The sequence below is a fragment of the Paenibacillus terricola genome (assembly GCF_014779765.1).
In the GTDB taxonomy this organism is placed as follows: domain Bacteria; phylum Bacillota; class Bacilli; order Paenibacillales; family Paenibacillaceae; genus Paenibacillus_T; species Paenibacillus_T terricola.
In genome coordinates, this window is the sequence record NZ_JACXZA010000001.1 from 288,212 (window position 1) to 305,219 (window position 17,008).

Consider the following 17,008-nt stretch of genomic DNA (forward strand, 5'->3'; position numbering starts at 1 on the left):
TGTCTTATGTTCGAAGTGAACGATTTGTCGAAGGTCTACCCCGGCGGTCGGGGTATCCAAGGGCTCAATCTCACCGTACTTCCCGGTGAGGTTGTCGCCTTATTGGGACCGAACGGTGCCGGAAAGACGACAGCGCTGCAAGCGATGGCCGGGTGGCTCGAGAGCGACAGCGGGAATGCGCGCTTGGACGGAGTCTCCGTCGCCGACCTGCCCGAGCAGACGAGGCCGCACATGGGCTTGATGATCGGCGAGCCGACACCGTACTCCTATCTTACGGGTTACGAGTATTTGAAACTTTATCACAAGCTGTACTCTGGCGTCGACGAAGCGCGTATTCGGCAAACGATAGAGCTTGTGGGAATGTCGAAGCACCACCAGCTCAAGATCAAGAAGTACTCCACCGGCATGAAACAACGGATTGAGCTCGCCAGCGCGCTGCTCCACAGGCCGAAGCTGCTGCTGCTCGACGAACCGTTCTCGGGCATGGACATTGAGGGTCGGCGCGAGATGGCCGCAATATTGCGCTGTCTCGTAGCCGAGACGGGGATTAGCATCATCGTCTCGTCGCATCAGGTGCACGACATCGAGGATTGGATCACTCATGCATGCATCATCTTCGAAGGGCGGCATGTCGGTACCGCGAGCGTCGCGCACATTCGGGAAGCGTTCCGGGGCGTAGAGGAATATTATTTGCACGGTATCGCGCAAGAAAGGAGCGGGGCCGAATGATCGCGCAATTGAACTATCTCACGGGCGAAGAGCTGCGTAAGCTGCTCCGTGGAGGTAAGCTGAAGGTGCTGCTGCTGCTCGCTTTCCTGATCGGGATCTTCTCCGTCTTGATCGGCGACCGTATCGGGCTGGACGACAACCTCCCGTCGACCGTGCTGGAATTGTTGCTTGCGATCGTGTTCCCCTTATTCATGGTGTCGCTCGGGAGCGACCTCATGGTCGGCGAATTTAAGGATCGTACGATTAAGCACGCGCTGAAGCTGCCGATCAGCCGAGAGTTCCTCTTTATGGGGAAAATACTCGCAGGGTGGACCGCCGGTGCTCTGATCGTGCTAAGCGTGTTCGTGCCGACGTTGATCGGAAGCATAGTGCTCCAGGGTGTGCCTGCACTTTCTGAGCTGGGGGCGAGTTTGGCGGAACTTGGCGGCGCGATTCTTTTCTGCGGATTGCTTGTGGTGCTGGCCAACTGTATATCCTTATGGACGGGAAGCGGCGGAGTCGGGCTGGTGGTAAGCGTTGTGTTGTGGATGGCGATGGGCGTCGTCGGCTTGCTCGAACCGCAATTGAGCCGATTCCTCGTCACGGACTTCACGGATTGGGTGCGGCCGCTCCTGTATGCAGGCGATGCCGGCGCGTCGATCTCGACATTGCTATTTATAGCAACCTACTATATTATTGGCACTATATTGGGATTGATAGCCTTCCAAAGAAAAGAGATCTAACAGATGTCCATTCGATTGAAGCTCATCTTAACGTATATCATCGGCATATTGCTGACCGCGGCGATCGTCACTGTGACGGGAATCGGACTCGTCTCGGCGGTCGTCTCGTATTTTGCGAGCGGCATCATAAAGGATCAATCCCCTCGTGAGGCGTTTGGGCGGGGCATCGATCTGTTCGTGGACCTGCGTTATGCGGAGCGGTACAATCCGGCGGAACTGGCCTCCCCCGCATTCGCGAGCCTATTAGGGGACCAACTTAAGCCGTTCGGGGGCTTCCTTGTCGTCCAGGCAGGCGAACGATGGGAAAGCTACGGCGCGCTCAAGGAGGAGAATACGTTCCTTGCGCAGCTGCGGAAAGACGTATCGAAGATGGGGCAGCACGCAGACGGCGCGGTTACGGTGATTTCGTGGGAGGGACGCGAGTTACTCGCGGTTCGTTACGATTTTCCGGCGATCGACGAGCCCTTAACGTATTACCTCGTCACCGATGTAACGGAGATGTGGACGAAGGGTGACCGGTTCCCGCTTTTTGTGCTTCTGGGTATTGCAATCTTATTTGGGATTATTCTAGTGCCGTTGATTTGGATTACGACGAAGGATATCGTCCGGCCGCTGCGGCAGCTCGAGCAAGGTTCCCGCCGTATCGCGGATGGGGACTTGAACTTCAGCCTGCAATCGAAAGTGAGCAACGAGGTAGGCAGCGTGATCCGCTCGTATGAGAAAATGCGCAGCGAACTCGAGCGATCGATCGGAGCGCAGCTGGCGCTGGAGGAGAATCGCAAAGAGCTGATCTCGAACATTTCGCATGATCTGAAGACGCCGCTCACCTCGATTAAGGGATATGTGGAGGGAATTCGGGAAGGCGTTGCGAACGATCCGGAGAAGCTGAAGAAGTATATCGACGTGGTTTATACGAAGACGCTCGACATGGATCGGATGATCGATGACCTGTTCCTGCTGTCGAAGCTGGATCTCGAGCAAGAGAAGTTCCATTTCGATCAGGTACCGCTTGCGGAGTTCTACGGGCAGACAATGAGCGAGCTGTACATCGAATATGAGAGAGCAGGCATACGGCTGACGGGAGAATACGAGGCCGGATCGGACGCTGTCGCGACGATGGATGCCCAGAAGCTCAAGCGAGCCATTCTGAATATCGTCGGCAATTCGGTGAAGTTTATGGATAAGAAGGAACCGCATATCCATGTGCATTTCGGCCAACTAGCGGAGGCGTGGGTCATCGCGGTGACGGATAACGGTCCCGGCATGGAGCAGAACGAGCTAGAACGTATCTTCGACCGGTTCTATCGTGCGGACGCCAATCGGAATCAGAACGTATCCGGCTCCGGGTTAGGTTTGGCAATCGTGAAGCAGATCGTCGCATTTCATGGTGGGACGATTACCGCAAGAAGCGAGCTGGGACAATCGATGACGGTGATGTTTACGATTCCGATGAATCAGTCTCGAGCGTGATGGGAGAGAGTAAGAAGATGACGAAACGGAAAGTGTTGATCGTCGAGGACGATCAAGCGATCGCCGAGCTGGAACGGGACTTCCTCGAGGTGCACGGCTATGAGGTGACCCTTCGGGAAGACGGACGGCAAGCGCTGGAGGAAGCGTTGGAGCAAGCATACGATCTTATTATTCTAGACGTCATGCTGCCGGGCATGGATGGCTTCGACATTCTGCGGCGGGTTCGCGAGAAGAAGTTCATTCCGGTGCTGATGGTATCCGCCCGCAAGGAGGATATCGACAAGATCCGGGGACTTGGCTTGGGCGCGGACGATTACGTAACGAAGCCGTTCAGCCCGTCGGAACTCGTGGCGAGGGTAAAGGCACATCTTGAACGATATGACCGGTTGACTGGGGCTGCTGCAGGCGCCGGTTCTTCGTCTATTCGGAAGGCGCGTGAATTGAACATTCGTGGACTTGCGATTCAGGTCGATGCCAGACGGGTGATGCTGAACGGGCAAGAGATCACGATGACCGCCAAGGAATTCGACTTGCTGCTCTTCCTCGCGGAAAATCCGGATAGGGTCTATTCCAAGGAGGAATTGCTGGATAAAGTGTGGGGGATCGATCACTTCGGGGATTCCGCCACGGTCACGGTCCATGTCGGGAAGATCCGCGACAAGATTCAGAAGGAGCCGGCGAAGCATCAGTTTATCGAAACGGTATGGGGCGCGGGGTATCGGTTTAAGGTGTGAGCAGTCTCTGCTGATAGGCGAGGCTGTTGGCTTAAGGAGAAAGAAAAGTCCCGGCATGGAGGTATTTGGGCGTGGAATATGCAGGGCCTGCCGCCTCGATCTTACTGACGCTCGTAGCCGAACCCCCATTTCGTCAGCATTCTCATAGAATCCATGGCTGTCTCTTTGTCCTCTTAATCCAATCAAACGATTTTCTTTTTGTAATTGTAAGTAACCAAGGTCCAAACCTTTCATTGTCTTGTAATGTAATCAGATTAAAAAAACTTTTACAAAAACATCTTGCGGGATATCCTCGGCAGCATGAAAATTTCCAACGATGTGGAAAGAATAAGCATACACAGAATTGGAGTATCCAGATATTAACTTCGAATATGCTATCCAAACAAAGAGTTTATCGATCAAGATTTGGATGGTTATAGGATGGGTTTCTGTGGTTAAATTATAGTAATCATTACTGAATAATTCTTAAGGGATCGTGATAGGGATATGGTTAAATCAGTCGAGCAGACCTCCTAAAATATAAACATATAAATTTTGGGAGGTCATAACAAATGATTTTCAATCCGATTGATATGGATAGTTGGAGTAGGAAACCCTATTTCGAACATTATTTAAATAATGTCAGATGTACCTATAGCATGACGGCGAATATTGATATTACCGAACTGCTGTCAGTAGTAAAGGGTGAGAAGATTAAGCTGTACCCGACACTAATCCATATGATAACTACAGTGGTAAACCGGCACCGTGAGTTTCGTACATGTTACGATTCTGAAGGTCGATTAGGTTATTGGGACAGCATGTCTCCTAGCTTTACCGTTTTCCATGATGATGATAAGACTTTCTCAAGCATCTGGACGGTGTACGATGAAGAGTTTAATGGTTTCTACAACCGTTATCTTGATGATATGAATAGGTTCGGAAGTGTTAAACAATTTGCTGCTAAAGCCAATGAACCAGCCAATTGCTTCCCAATCTCAAGCATCCCGTGGGTGAGCTTTACGGGCTTTAATCTGAATGTGTATAACGATGGAACGTATTTACTGCCTATCTTTACAATAGGGAAATACCATGCGCACGATGGGAAAATAATGCTGCCATTGTCGGGACAATTCCACCATGCCGTTTGCGACGGCTACCACGTCGGCGTGTTGTTCAATGAGCTGCAATTACGTGCAGATACTTGCATGGAATGGTTGTCTATTAATTAAATAGCCACCATAAGAGAAGAGCCTGTCACCACGCGTGGTGATAGGCTCTTCGTGTTGTTTGAACGGTTTGCGATTTACATGAAGGAGCGTCTCGTTGTAAACCACCAACCACCGGCAAGCAGCAGGCATGCCACTCCGAATGTCAATCCGAATCCTTGCAGAAGGGAATGATTGAAGAGCAGCGTGTGCAGACCATCGACGAGTTTGCTCCGAAGCGAAGCGATCGAGGTGAAGATGGGGATCATCGCAATGAGGGTCGCCCACATCGCCCAGCCCGCAGCATGGCGAAGGCCGGTGAATAACAAATTCAAAAGCGCAAGCAGTAAAAGGTATGCGCCGAACTGGTACCCAAACATGCCGACGATGCCGAATTGGTCCCAGTGAAAAATTTCGAGAATGTTAAACGTCTGCTCGTACTTGCGAATCACGTCTGTCTCCAGTTGTAACCAAGCGATGTTGAGTACTGCGAAGAAGGCCGCCGATACCGCATAGACCAACAAGACGCCAACATAATACTCCTTACGGGTTGCGCCTAAATGAATGACTCGCTTGAAGAAGCTTAAGGGAAGAACGCTTCCGACGAAAATCAAGAACACATTGAGCAAATTTGCGGCCGACACCGAAGCGTTCTCTCCCGGTCCCATTCCGAGACTTATGATCAGGTCCGTAGTAACACTGACGGCGAGTATACCTAGAATAATCCACAGATAAAGCCTGAGCTGCAGGAAGGATGCCTTCAACAGTACAGTCGTTTTATTCAATTCGCTGCCTCCCTTCGATCAAATAGGAGAAGAATTTCTGGAGCGGCAGGCTTTCGATGATAATGCCGAGCTTGTGAGCGAGCTGTCGATCCGTATCTCCGAGCGTTCCATATACCGCAGCCACAACGTTCTGACCGTAAGCGTCTTGATAGATGACTTTCCTGCCGTCGGTGAATCTCTCAACGGCTACCCGATCGCCGCTCAACAAATGGGATTGGTTTCGGATGTTGTCTACCTTATCGTTCATCTGAATGGAGCCGAAGTCCAGAATATAGACTTGTTCAACGACAGTCGCTATTTCGTCAATCAGATGGGTCGAGCACAGAATCGTTCGAGGATGATTCGCATGATCCTCAGCCAGAATGCGGTAAAACCTTTCCCTCATTAATACATCAAGACCAAGCACCGGTTCGTCGTAAATCGTTAGTCGCGCCCGGCTTGCCAGACCGATGATATTGCCGACTAGGGATTCCATTCCTCTGGAGAGCTGGCGGATCTTTTTATTGGGATTGAGGTTGAAGATTCTTAGCAGCTCATGGGCGAATGACCAATCCCAATTCTTGTGAAACACAGATGCAAGCTGCAGAATTTCGATGACCTTTGCGCTGCCGAAGAACAGATTCTTCTCTCGGATATAGCAAACTTCCATCGGAGTTTCCCCGTACTTAAGTCGAGAACCGGCGACTTCAATGTGACCGTAACTAGGGAATAGGCTGCCGGATATCATGTTGAGTAAAGTCGTTTTTCCGGCGCCGTTCCGACCGAGGAGTCCATATATGGTGTTCTCGTTCAGCTTCATCTCGAGATTTCGGACGGCATCGTGTTTGCCGTAGCTCTTTGTTAAGTTCGTGCAAGCCAGAATTGTACTCATTACCGATCATCCCCTCCTTAGATATAGCCGGGGCCGACGATGAGTGGCCCTTAGCTTAGCGATCTTGGGTGCGCGGACCTGCTATAGTGCGCATGAGAATATCTGCATCCGGCATTTGATGATCGTCATCAATAGGCATGTTGAACGTAATCAATGCGGATAACAGGGTCAGAAAGGCGGATATGAGCCGGCGGGGTTCGCCTTGTGCAAAATCCCCAGTCTGCTGCCCTTCCTTGAACAGAGGAAGCAGCTGCTCGATATAGCGCTTAGCGGAAAATTGTTGGATCAGTTGTTTAGCTTCTTCCGGCGCGTCTTCGGCAGTATTGACGTGCTGAATCATTTTGAATGGATATTTCGCGCTCTCTTCCTTCAACGTGCTTGCGGTAAAGGCGCGAATTTTATCAAAAGGAGATCCGGGAAGATTGTAGATACTCTCCATTGCCCGGGTAGTCTCCTCGGCAACTTGCCGAATCAAGGTGACGAACAGCTCTTCCTTCGATTCGAAAAAGCGGTAGAGCTGACCTGCGCTCAGTCCGGCTTCTTCGGCGATCATGCTCATCTTCGTTCCTTGCAAGCCGCGCACTGCAAATACCTTTAGAGCTGCTTCAATGATTCGCTGCCTTTGAGTTTCACGCCGTTTCATTAACTGTTCTTCGGATAAGGGCGACAATGTTTAGGCACTCCTTTTAAGTTAGATACTTGCGATAACTGATAACTGATTAAGTTGAAAACATAAGTTGATCCAATGAAGCGAAGGTGGCTCCTGCAAATGAAGGAATTGTTTGCGACAGCCGTTCAACCATCGGTTGATCCGACTCCTCGATCCAGCGGTCCAGCCATCGCTTAGCATCACCGCAGCTGTCTGCAGCCAACAGGGCTGTGACCATATCTGCATGAAACAACTGTTGCGGTGATAAGAACAAAGAGTTGATGAGCCAATATAATCCGAGTATATCGTAATTGGCGTTTTCCGTAGAAAATTTGAGAAGATGATCGAAGTAGTTCTGAGCGAACGTCAAGCCTTGAATCGGCTGCATGCCGAGATATTCCACGCCTTTCCACCGCAGATCGGATACGACATTTAACCACCAAGCCGCTTCAATGTTATTCTGCATCCGCTGAAGGACATCAAGCTCGAAGCGAGGTATGGGATGATTCAACTGCCGCTGAATACACTCTTCAAGAATCTCCGCTTCAATCGCAGCGAGCGTCATTCCTTGGCCGTAAACAGGATCCAGTTGGCAGAAAGCGTCTCCCATGACCAACAGTCCCGAAGGCCAATCCTGCATCTGTTCAAAATGCTGCCTGGACAATTCCGGTACCCTAAACCCACGCGGTTGTCCGATCGGTTCCAGTCCTTGTAATGCGTCATTCAATAGCGGATTTCCTAATTGGCGAATTTCTTGTTCGAATAACGTCGGGTCTGTAGAGGGGTACCGACCATTTAAGTTCCAGAGTACCAGTTCGGCTGTATCGTCTTCAATGATCGAGAAAGCTCCAGCATGCGTTGCAGCAATAGGATCGCCCTCCATACGAATCGTGCCCAGCTCTTCCTTGCGCCCGGCAGGGATGCGGTATCGACGAGTGCTGTAACCCAGATCGATCTTTAATCGATCGGGCTGCGGAACTTTGTACTCAAGCTCAGAGAGCCATTGGACGGTCTTGGATAATCGTCCGCTAGTATCGATGATAAGATCCGCCTTCATCGTGGACTGTTTACGTTCGCCCGATTCACGCTCCTTGATTACGATACCGGTAATTCGAGAGCGATCTTCGGATGTTTGTAGGTAAGTCGCTTCGTTCATACCAAGCAAGCGAACGTTTTCTGTCGCCCGAATCTTGCTTCGTATGACCCATTCGAATAGGGCTCTGCTGAAAGAAGCATCATGATTGTGTTCGACCGCGGACATGCAGCCGTAGGGGTTAAGCAGATGTACGTTTTTACCGCGAGTGGGGTAGGCCCCATGTTTGATTAGCTCATCGATAAGGTCAGGGAATAAGCGATTTAGAATCAATCTGCTGCGAGGCGTGAAACGGTGAGGCTGAAAGGCTTGAGGCGTTCCGGGACGATTCACGGGCTCCAGAGGGAAATCGTCTCGGTCTACGATTACAACCTCTCCATAATAATCGGATAGAACCTTCGCTGCGAGCAGTCCGGCGATACCTCCGCCAATAACAATGGCTCGTTCCGTGTTCATAAGTCATTCCTCCCTGATCTTTAATCAACGTTCGTTCTGTTTGAGAATGAATGGTTCATTCTTAAAATAACCGATTTGTTCCGTCCTGTCAATTATTTCTAGAAATTTGGGCGCGAATGCCAAGCTAAGCGCCACCGTCCCATCGCAGGAACAAGCGGTGCCTGTTTCGCGACAAGCCCCTCCAGAAACTTTCTTATACTTGCAGAAACTATTGTGGCTGTAGTTGCGTTAAATTAGGGGTGATTACATTTTGCCTATACCAGTTATTGAACTGCTGAGTTCTAAAGATGTGAAAAGGAGAAAACAGTGACCAAACAACAACGTAAGATGATTGCCGCCATAACCATATCGTATACCGTTCTGATCCTCTACTTTATATTTCTCGCTTTCGGTAGGTTAGGTACTGTAGATCATGTGACGGGGTATACTTTTATTTTTCTGCCGGACAGCTTCTTTAGGCTGCCAGGTCTTTCTGATCTTCTGCATCCTACATTGATGGATCTTGTGGATTTGGGCAACATTGCAGCCTTTATCCCGTTTGGCCTATTGATTCCGCTGTTATATCGAACCGATTTTATTCGCTTCATGATCTTGTTCATCCTGTCTATTCTTGTGATTGAAACCATTCAGGCTCTAACTTTGCTCGGCAGCTTCGATATTAACGACGTCATTCAGAATTCATTGGGCGCAGCAGTTGGATTCGGGGCGTACAAATCGGGATGTCGTTATAGACGTATCTGGAGCAATATAGCCGCTGTGGGCATTGCTATTGCTATCCTTATGCTTGGAATTTGGGGGAGCTTCGGGGTTGTGGACAAGGCGTTTACCCAAGAGCTAAGCGAATTTGTGGCGATAAATGAACTGCAAGATAGCACCGGACAGCCGTCAGAGGGAGCAAAGTTAGATCCTTTCGAAATTGGCGGCCAGAAGGTAGTGCCCCAGTATAATGTGTATAGCGCAGAGGGCCGTAATATTGAAACATACACGTATATGTTAGGCAAAGGCAATAAGGAGCTTTATCTCTACATGAATTATGGAATTCCTGACCAGGAGGATTTTCGTGGAAGCATTACGGTTACCGTCGATGGGCAGGTGTTTCTGTCCATGTCCGCAGAAGATCAGCCCCATGAGCCGGATATGTTTGGCCTTTATCTCGAACGGGCAAACAAGCTTACCATAACCATTGAAGGAAATGAAAAACTATGGGATGTTGGATTTAGGGAGATGGAATATTCCTGGCGTTGGTAAAAATGGCATATACGTCGTTTTGAAGGCGTGAAACGGGTTGACTTTTTCAGGCAGGTCGGCGATTATTGGGAATTGTGAGGGTGGCTAGCTTGCTCACGGCTCCACCACTACATAAGCCGGATGTCTTGAAGGCAGACAGAACAGGGAGGAAACTGAATACAATGGAAGCTCAAGCTGCAATGAGCGCAGAAGGGCCGGATTTAAGCAAAATCAAACGGGCCCCGATTGTTATCGCGCTTATCATCGGCGCATTCGTTGCGATTTTGAACGAAACGTTGCTCGGTAATGCTTTTCCGGATTTGATCAAGGCGTTAAATGTAACGCCCTCTACAATTCAATGGCTATCTACTGCATACATGCTGGTAGTTGGCGTGCTAGTGCCGGTAACGGCGATTCTGCAAGAATGGTTTACGACACGGCAAATGTTCATCGGTGCGATGACATTATTCTTAATAGGTACGATTATTGCGGCGTTTGCACCAGGATTTGAAGTGCTGCTGGTAGGGCGTGTTGTACAAGCGCTTGGTACCGGATTGATGCTGCCGGTAATGATGAACACGATTCTTGCGATTTTCCCGCCTGAAAAGCGCGGTGGAGCGATGGGACTGATCGGCCTGGTTATCATGGTTGCCCCGGCGATCGGACCGACGGTATCGGGTCTCATTCTCGATTCGCTTGAATGGCGCTGGTTGTTCTACCTAGTTATTCCGCTTGCGGCATTCTCGATTATTTTTGCATCCGTTTATATGAAGAACGTATCGACGATTACGAAGCCGAAGGTGGACATCCTGTCGATCATTCTCTCAACGATTGGTTTCGGCGGTGTGGTGTACGGATTTAGTAAGTCAGGTGACCTCGGTTGGAGCGAACCTCAAGTGTATGGGATGGTTGCGGTAGGTGTCCTCGCTATTCTATTCTTTGCTATACGTCAGTTGATGCTCAAAAGTCCGGTTATGGATATGCGCGCATTTAAGTTTCCAATGTTCTCGCTCGTTACGGTGCTCATGCTCGTCATGATGATGACGTTGTTCTCGACGTTGACATTGCTGCCGCTGTATTTGCAAGGTCCGCTTATGCTGACAGCATTCGCGTCGGGTCTTCTTATGCTGCCAGGCGGCATTGTCAACGGATTGATGGCGCCTGTAGCTGGCATTTTGTTCGACAAGCTTGGTCCGCGTGTACTCGTTATTCCGGGCCTTGCCATTGTGGTCTTCGCGATCTACATGTTCACTAGCATTGATATGGAGACGACCAAAGGTTACCTCATCATGGTGCATATCATTATGATGATCGGCATTTCACTCGTGATGATGCCTGCGCAGACGACGGCCTTGAACCAACTGCCGCGTGCGCTGTATCCACACGGAACGGCGATAATGAACACGCTTCAGCAAGTTGCAGGCGCAATCGGCGTTGCGTTGTTCATCAGCATCATGTCCAACGGCACCAAAGATTATCTTGCGAAGTCCAGCAACCCTACAGATCCGATCGAATCGTTAAAAGGTATGGTAGAGGGCTTGCACAATGCTTTCTGGGTAGGTCTGTGCATAGGTATTCTCGCGCTCGTGATCGGTCTGTTCATTCGCCGGACGCAGCCGCCAGAAGGCGAAGGACCTCGCCAAGGCATGGGGCATTAAGTTTATTCGAACTTAATGCGATATAGCTTTCTAACGGACAAAGGCACCCTGATTGGGTGCCTTTGTCGATTAAATGGAGCAAATCATCAGCACATTCCCATCGGGATCCAGGAAATTAATCGTTTCATCATCTTCATAGATTATCTCGATTTGCGCATCGATTAGAAAATGTTTGGCTTGCGGCAGATCCTTGTCTTTAGCCATCAAGCTGCAGACCGGCAGCCGATTAGGCTTCCAAGTGGAGGGATCAACATTAATTCGGTCCAAATAATCTTGCGCCCGGAGGAAGAGACATGCCCCACTGCCAAGATCAAAGATATGAATATCTTCCCGAATGGTATCCGGTATTCTTTCCCCTAATAACTTGCCGTACCATTCCACTGACTTCGCCAAGTTGCTAACATAAATAAATACCGCAGGCACTCCGCCTTCAATAGGAGACTCTTTGACGGAAGTAGACTTCATCTCCACATTCCCCAATCGTACGATACCTCCTTCAGTTATAGAATAATGATAAATAACTACATCATCTATCTTACTTTATTTAGTAAAATATTACCATATCTAGAAGAGTCGCGATCAATTAAATCAATTGCAAAAATTCCAACACGATGTTCAGGAATTGGTCTTGATATTCGATATTCGGCAGGTGAACGGAAGTCATCAAGACGAAGGCTGCGTTCGGAACCGTGTTGGCGATTAATTCACCGTGGCTTGGAAGTGTCACAGTATCATATTGGCCGGCGATCACTAATGTTGGGTTATAAATGAGGGCAACCGTCCGGCGCATATCCATGTCGCGGATTGCAGCCCAGCTTCCTGCGATTCCTTGCGGACGAGTAGAAAGCACCATCTGTCGGAATGAGCTGACGATTGTATTCTCTGGCTCCAGCATATGGGAAGGAAACCAGTTCCTCATGAATGTATCGGCAGTTTCGGCAAGGTTCTCCGGCTGCAGGACGGAGGTGATCAGACCTTGCCATTGTTCAGCTGGCCCGAGGTAGGAGGATGTATTGCTTAGAATCAGTCGGTCGATTCGCTCAGGAGCATAGATGCCAAGCCATTGGCCGACGATACCGCCTAACGATAATCCGAGGAAATGTACCTGTTCAATACGAAGGGCATCCAATAATTCGATGACATCGCGTCCCAGTCTGTCGAACGAATAGGGGCCGTCTGGCGTATCCGAGCCGCCATGACCTCGGTAGTCGTATCGAAGCACGCGGAAATGCTGAGACAATTCAGCTATTTGGCCGTCCCACATATTGATTGAGGTGGCAATGGAGTTCGCAAGCATCAATACCGGTTTATCGGCTGTTCCATCGATTCGATAAGCGATTCGAACGCCATCAGTGGTCGTGAAATAAAGTAACCCATCAATCTCTTTTGCTTTGTTTAACGCTGTCGCCATCTTTTCCATCTCCCTTGCTGGTTATAGTGGAATTTTATAGAATTTAGATTACAATCGAAATGGGATTATGAAGAAAGATGGGGTCTGGAAACTTAATTCTATCGTTGTTTCGGAACTTAACTTTATAAAAATGAGGTGTGCTAACGATGGACCAGATAGACAATCAGATCTTGTCAATCATTCATGAGAATGCCCGTATTACGGTTTCCGAGATGAGCCGTAAGATTGCAATGTCGCAGCCAGCTGTCACGGAACGGCTTCGCAAGCTGGAGGAGCAAGGGGTCATAAAGGGCTATAAGGCGGTCCTTTCACCATCTAAGCTTATTAAATATACAACGGCGTTTGTTCTATTGAAGTCGAATAACTGCAAGGAATTCGAAGAGTTTGGAGAGGCGTCGCCTGAGATCATCGATTTCTACCGAACAAGCGGTGAATATAATTATTTATTAAAGGTTGTAACTGCAACTAGCGAAACGTTGGAAGCTTTTCTTGAACGCTGCAATACATTCGGCTTTTCTTCGACGCTTGTAGTTCTGTCTACACGATTCGAGGATAAGAGTCTTGTTGCAGATGCAAAGTTGCTTTAAACGAAACTCGACCTATTCATCATACGGGGGAAAAGTTATTCTAGACGTAGATTAGCTACGCACCTGATGAACCCTAGTTGAAAGTCGCAAAGGAGCAAACAAGATGAGCCGAGACAACGTCCTCAGATCGATACTATCGGAGAAGGTCGACATGACGCCAAGCGGATTTGAAGCCGACCAATTGTCCCCGGAGCAGTTCTGGGATTGTCACGAGTTGTTTTTCGATAAAATCTTAGAAATCCATGCGTCGGACATTTCGGATATGGATGGTTATGGAAACCTAGATGAGTCTTGTAAGACGCAACATACAACGTGCAGGGAATATATCATTGGCGAATTCGCTGAGGACCAAGAAGGATACTGGTACAACTGGAGAGAAATGTTCGATACGACGCTGCTTGAGCGCGAGTTCTTCGAACACTACTATCAAGAGATGATGGACCGTATCCCTTATTGCGAGGGCTGGCGGTACTTGGTTAACGACTTCATGTTCTTCTCTAATATGATCACGGACGGCAAGTCTACGGTCGGATTTCCGGATTGGAGCTACGCAAGCATCGGTGATTTCCTGATGGACTTCGCGATTATGGATTTGCACAAACCGTACATGCGAATTCCGGAGCTGCTCGTTCCGTATTTGTACAAGAAGGGCATTGTCGTTCCTGATTTCAAAGAAAGATTTCTATGCATGGGTTATTTGAAGGGGCTATTTTGCTTGCGTTGGCACGCGTCGATCGATGATGAAGAGTCGTGCATCTCCATCATGAAATCGATGAGCGAACTGAAAGATCGAATTTACAACTTGTAAAACGGTGATCAGATGAAATATGAGAATGCGAACGATTTGCTCCCCGTGGAGCTGTTGAGAGAAATTCAGAAATACGCGGCGGGAAAGCTGCTTTATGTTCCTTCAGGGGACGATAAGAGAGCTTGGGGGGAAGCTTCCGGTTACCGAGATCAGTTGCTGAAGCGCAATCGTATGATTCGCAATAAGTATGCCCACGGAATTACCATCTCGGAGCTGGCGGACGAATATTGCTTGTCCTTGGATTCCATTAAGAAAATTATTTATTCGAAGAGAATGGCAAGCAATTTGAGCTATTCGCCAACCGTCGCATCGGCTGTTCAATATGCGAATGCAGGACTGTTCGAGGAATGGATCCAGTGCTATCTGTTGTTTACCCGCAAAGCGGAGTCTGATTTTCATGAGTTCCTGAAGGAGGAGACGATCTTCTTCGGGGTCGTGAAGTTTCCTCTTCGTCTTATTCAGCACGAAGGTGCAGAGATTGGTGGCAATCACACAGATAACAAAGAGGAGAACTTTTCCGTTCAGCCGCCGCTTCTTATTCAATATGAAGCAGGGAAGTTTTACTGTTCCGTACAACAAGAGCTGCTTGCTTCATTGAAGCGCAGACGAGTAAATGCTTATCCTTCTATCATCGTGTTGAAAGGAAATGCCGATTACCGAAGATTCAATGCGCATTTCGGCGGTGTCCTCTTTTATGTAAACGAATGATCGAGCCAATAAGGAAAGCCACCCGCAGAGGATGGCTTTCCTTATTGGCTGCTTTAGCGGCCCGATCGAACGAGCAGAACGGCTCGGTTCCTCAAAGGAACCGAGTTATTTGTTGTTCACTCCGTTTGATGGGTGATCGGGACTGGATATATCTAGCCGTTGCCGAGTTGAAGGCGATTATGGATAATAAGTGTTACCTTTGTTTGTTTAATAAACAAACAAACGAGGAGTTAATCCTTTTAAGCACAACATTGGCTGGAGGAGTATAACGAGTCATCTAACGGGTAAACTTGAACGAGCTTTTAAAAATGTAAGGGCTTTTAGTTTCGTAGATTTCAAATGTTTAATGGAAAAAGTGAAGGAGCATTCATCATGAGTAATGACACACAGGTTGTTCAACAAGAAGAGTATCGCAAGCTCAGTCTTATTGAACGCATGGGCTACGGCTTTGGAGATTTTGCCCAAAATCTTGTCTTTGGTACGGTCGGAGGCTTTCTTGCCCTCTTTCTGACGACTGTTAACGCGATCGGCACAGCGACTGCAGGGTTCATCTTCCTCTTTGTCCGTATCGTCAATGTAATTTGGGATCCAATGGTCGGGACCTTTGTCGATAAACGCACATCCAAAGCCGGTAAATACCGTCCATGGTTGCTTCGCGCAGGCATTCCGCTGGTGATCTTGGGTGCGCTTCTGTTCGCGCCTATTCCTGGTGTACGTGGCTCTGTGCCCTTTATTTTCATTACTTATTTGCTGCTTGACTTGGTTTATTCCGTCGTCAATATTCCTTATGGCTCGCTGAACGCCTCGCTGACCCGTAATCCTGAATCCGTTGACCAAATTACAACGACTCGCATGACGCTTGCAAACGTTGCGAATCTTCTCGTATATACGCTGTTCCCAATGTTTGTTCAAATGGCGGCGCCTAAAGATCGTTCGCTCAAAGATACCGGATTGTTCGGATTGAAACTGAACATGGGAACGTATACCGATCCTTCTGCAGACCATGCTTGGTTTAACGTTTATGCCGTCTATATGATTATTGGCGCAATTGCGCTATTCCTTTGCTACAAGCTTACGAAAGAACGCGTTGTCGCCAATGCGGAACAATCGGCGCAAGTGAAAGTCTATGATTTCTTTATTGAGTTTAAGAATAATAAGCCATTGATCATCCTAGGCGTATTCTTCATGTTAGCATTCACATTCATGTTCTTCATGAATACGGTTAACGGATTCTTCTACCAATACACCGTCGATCATTCGGACTGGATGGGTGCTGTAGGTCTGATTGCCTCGATACCGGGTATCGCCTTTACAGTGTTCTGGCCTAGACTGAAGAAGACCTTCGGTAAAAAAGGCTTTTTCCATCTATTCCTTGGCATGTTCGTCATCGGCGAAATCCTGACTTGGGTTTGGAGTCTTGACGGCATGCGCGATCAGCTGTGGCTGGCTTATGTGTCAACTTTCATCAAACAATGGGGCTTGTCCTCAGCGACTGGTTTCATGTGGGCGCTTGTTCCCGAAGTGGTTTCGTATGGCGAACTGAAGTCCGGCAAACGCAATGCTGCTATCATCAACGCGATTATGGGGCTGTTCTTCAAGGTTGGCTTCACGCTTGGCGGTGCCGTTCCGCTGTGGTTCCTCGCAGCATATGGATTTAATGGAGATGCCGAGCAGCAGACGGCCAACGCGCTTTCAGGAATTAATATGACGGCTATTTGGATACCTGCTGTTCTTGCGATTGTTTCAATGATCGTGATGCAGTTCTACCCGCTGTCTGATAAAGACGTGGACAACATCAATAAACAACTCGACGCAAAACGCGCTGATATGAAATCAACAGGAGCTTAAAGCTTAGTCAACAAACATGTGCGAAGATTGAAGAGAGCCTGAGGAACACAAAGAAGGAGCTGCCG

Annotated in this window: 17 protein-coding genes; 11 read left to right on the forward strand and 6 right to left on the reverse strand. The window is 48.7% G+C overall.

Going from position 1 to position 17,008, the window contains the following annotated elements; all coding sequences use genetic code 11:
* Positions 1–24: 24 nt before the first annotated feature.
* The 5 genes from H8B09_RS01325 to catA all read left to right on the forward strand — a co-directional run bounded on the left by H8B09_RS01325 (position 25) and on the right by catA (position 4,866).
* On the forward strand, positions 25–729 hold the full coding sequence (locus H8B09_RS01325) for an ABC transporter ATP-binding protein (RefSeq protein WP_191201684.1): 705 nt from the start codon (positions 25–27) through the stop codon (positions 727–729).
* A complete protein-coding gene (locus tag H8B09_RS01330; protein ID WP_191201685.1) occupies positions 726–1,451 on the forward strand; it encodes an ABC transporter permease in 726 nt (241 codons plus the stop codon). Before H8B09_RS01325 ends, H8B09_RS01330 begins: the two co-directional genes overlap by 4 nt.
* A 3-nt stretch (positions 1,452–1,454) precedes the next feature.
* On the forward strand, positions 1,455–2,921 hold the full coding sequence (locus tag H8B09_RS01335) for a sensor histidine kinase (protein WP_191201686.1): 1,467 nt from the start codon (positions 1,455–1,457) through the stop codon (positions 2,919–2,921).
* A 17-nt stretch (positions 2,922–2,938) separates the two neighbouring features.
* Positions 2,939–3,655, forward strand: a complete 717-nt coding sequence (locus H8B09_RS01340) for a response regulator transcription factor (RefSeq protein ID WP_191201687.1) — start codon at positions 2,939–2,941, stop codon at positions 3,653–3,655.
* Between the two features lie 551 nt (positions 3,656–4,206).
* Positions 4,207–4,866, forward strand: a complete 660-nt coding sequence (gene catA / locus H8B09_RS01345; RefSeq protein WP_191201688.1) for a type A chloramphenicol O-acetyltransferase — start codon at positions 4,207–4,209, stop codon at positions 4,864–4,866.
* 74 nt (positions 4,867–4,940) lie between these two features.
* Here catA and H8B09_RS01350 read toward each other — a convergent pair whose 3' ends face one another.
* From H8B09_RS01350 to H8B09_RS01365, 4 genes are all read right to left on the reverse strand, one after another.
* The gene (locus H8B09_RS01350; RefSeq protein WP_191201689.1) at positions 4,941–5,627 is read right to left on the reverse strand and encodes a hypothetical protein; all 687 of its coding nucleotides are present in this window, start codon (positions 5,625–5,627) and stop codon (positions 4,941–4,943) included.
* Positions 5,620–6,498: an ATP-binding cassette domain-containing protein gene (locus H8B09_RS01355; RefSeq protein ID WP_191201690.1), complete on the reverse strand. Its 879-nt coding sequence runs from the start codon at positions 6,496–6,498 to the stop codon at positions 5,620–5,622. The genes H8B09_RS01350 and H8B09_RS01355 overlap by 8 nt, the downstream gene beginning before the upstream one ends.
* 55 nt (positions 6,499–6,553) lie before the next feature.
* Positions 6,554–7,141, reverse strand: coding sequence for a TetR/AcrR family transcriptional regulator (locus H8B09_RS01360; RefSeq protein WP_191201691.1), 588 nt, complete (start codon positions 7,139–7,141; stop codon positions 6,554–6,556).
* 76 nt (positions 7,142–7,217) lie between these two features.
* Entirely contained in the window at positions 7,218–8,696 is a 1,479-nt protein-coding gene (locus H8B09_RS01365; RefSeq protein ID WP_191201692.1) for an FAD-dependent oxidoreductase, read from the reverse strand.
* Positions 8,697–9,023: 327 nt separating this feature from the next.
* Here H8B09_RS01365 and H8B09_RS01370 point away from each other — a divergent pair, with 327 nt between their 5' ends.
* Positions 9,024–9,944, forward strand: a complete 921-nt coding sequence (locus H8B09_RS01370; RefSeq protein ID WP_191202745.1) for a VanZ family protein — start codon at positions 9,024–9,026, stop codon at positions 9,942–9,944.
* A 179-nt stretch (positions 9,945–10,123) separates the two neighbouring features.
* Positions 10,124–11,581: a DHA2 family efflux MFS transporter permease subunit gene (locus tag H8B09_RS01375; RefSeq protein ID WP_397376045.1), complete on the forward strand. Its 1,458-nt coding sequence runs from the start codon at positions 10,124–10,126 to the stop codon at positions 11,579–11,581.
* A 69-nt stretch (positions 11,582–11,650) separates the two neighbouring features.
* On the opposite strand, the gene H8B09_RS01380 is transcribed toward H8B09_RS01375, so the two are convergent.
* Both H8B09_RS01380 and H8B09_RS01385 read right to left on the reverse strand, forming a co-directional pair.
* Positions 11,651–12,061, reverse strand: coding sequence for a VOC family protein (locus H8B09_RS01380; RefSeq protein ID WP_191201694.1), 411 nt, complete (start codon positions 12,059–12,061; stop codon positions 11,651–11,653).
* Positions 12,062–12,164: 103 nt separating this feature from the next.
* On the reverse strand, positions 12,165–12,992 hold the full coding sequence (locus H8B09_RS01385; RefSeq protein ID WP_191201695.1) for an alpha/beta fold hydrolase: 828 nt from the start codon (positions 12,990–12,992) through the stop codon (positions 12,165–12,167).
* 146 nt (positions 12,993–13,138) lie between these two features.
* On the opposite strand from H8B09_RS01385, the gene H8B09_RS01390 reads away from it, so the two are divergent.
* From H8B09_RS01390 to H8B09_RS01405, 4 genes are all read left to right on the forward strand, one after another.
* A complete protein-coding gene (locus H8B09_RS01390) occupies positions 13,139–13,579 on the forward strand; it encodes an Lrp/AsnC family transcriptional regulator (RefSeq protein ID WP_191201696.1) in 441 nt (146 codons plus the stop codon).
* 103 nt (positions 13,580–13,682) lie between these two features.
* A complete protein-coding gene (locus H8B09_RS01395) occupies positions 13,683–14,387 on the forward strand; it encodes a hypothetical protein (RefSeq protein WP_191201697.1) in 705 nt (234 codons plus the stop codon).
* Positions 14,388–14,399: 12 nt separating this feature from the next.
* Positions 14,400–15,095, forward strand: a complete 696-nt coding sequence (locus H8B09_RS30960) for a CD3324 family protein (RefSeq protein WP_318152511.1) — start codon at positions 14,400–14,402, stop codon at positions 15,093–15,095.
* Positions 15,096–15,467: 372 nt separating this feature from the next.
* Complete coding sequence (locus tag H8B09_RS01405; protein ID WP_191201698.1) at positions 15,468–16,943, forward strand: MFS transporter; 1,476 nt, start codon at positions 15,468–15,470, stop codon at positions 16,941–16,943.
* Positions 16,944–17,008 lie beyond the last annotated feature (65 nt).

Excerpts from the sequence above, each read along its gene's own strand:
- H8B09_RS01330 (WP_191201685.1), top strand. The coding sequence starts at position 726 with ATGATCGCGCAATTGAACTATCTCACGGGCGAAGAGCTGCGTAAGCTG.
- H8B09_RS01335 (WP_191201686.1), top strand. The coding sequence starts at position 1,455 with ATGTCCATTCGATTGAAGCTCATCTTAACGTATATCATCGGCATATTG.
- H8B09_RS01340 (WP_191201687.1), top strand. The coding sequence starts at position 2,939 with ATGACGAAACGGAAAGTGTTGATCGTCGAGGACGATCAAGCGATCGCC.
- catA (WP_191201688.1), top strand. The coding sequence starts at position 4,207 with ATGATTTTCAATCCGATTGATATGGATAGTTGGAGTAGGAAACCCTAT.
- H8B09_RS01355 (WP_191201690.1), bottom strand. The coding sequence starts at position 6,498 with ATGAGTACAATTCTGGCTTGCACGAACTTAACAAAGAGCTACGGCAAA.
- H8B09_RS01360 (WP_191201691.1), bottom strand. The coding sequence starts at position 7,141 with ATGAAACGGCGTGAAACTCAAAGGCAGCGAATCATTGAAGCAGCTCTA.
- H8B09_RS01365 (WP_191201692.1), bottom strand. The coding sequence starts at position 8,696 with ATGAACACGGAACGAGCCATTGTTATTGGCGGAGGTATCGCCGGACTG.
- H8B09_RS01370 (WP_191202745.1), top strand. The coding sequence starts at position 9,024 with ATGATTGCCGCCATAACCATATCGTATACCGTTCTGATCCTCTACTTT.
- H8B09_RS01375 (WP_397376045.1), top strand. The coding sequence starts at position 10,124 with ATGAGCGCAGAAGGGCCGGATTTAAGCAAAATCAAACGGGCCCCGATT.
- H8B09_RS01385 (WP_191201695.1), bottom strand. The coding sequence starts at position 12,992 with ATGGCGACAGCGTTAAACAAAGCAAAAGAGATTGATGGGTTACTTTAT.
- H8B09_RS01390 (WP_191201696.1), top strand. The coding sequence starts at position 13,139 with ATGGACCAGATAGACAATCAGATCTTGTCAATCATTCATGAGAATGCC.
- H8B09_RS01395 (WP_191201697.1), top strand. The coding sequence starts at position 13,683 with ATGAGCCGAGACAACGTCCTCAGATCGATACTATCGGAGAAGGTCGAC.
- H8B09_RS30960 (WP_318152511.1), top strand. The coding sequence starts at position 14,400 with ATGAAATATGAGAATGCGAACGATTTGCTCCCCGTGGAGCTGTTGAGA.
- H8B09_RS01405 (WP_191201698.1), top strand. The coding sequence starts at position 15,468 with ATGAGTAATGACACACAGGTTGTTCAACAAGAAGAGTATCGCAAGCTC.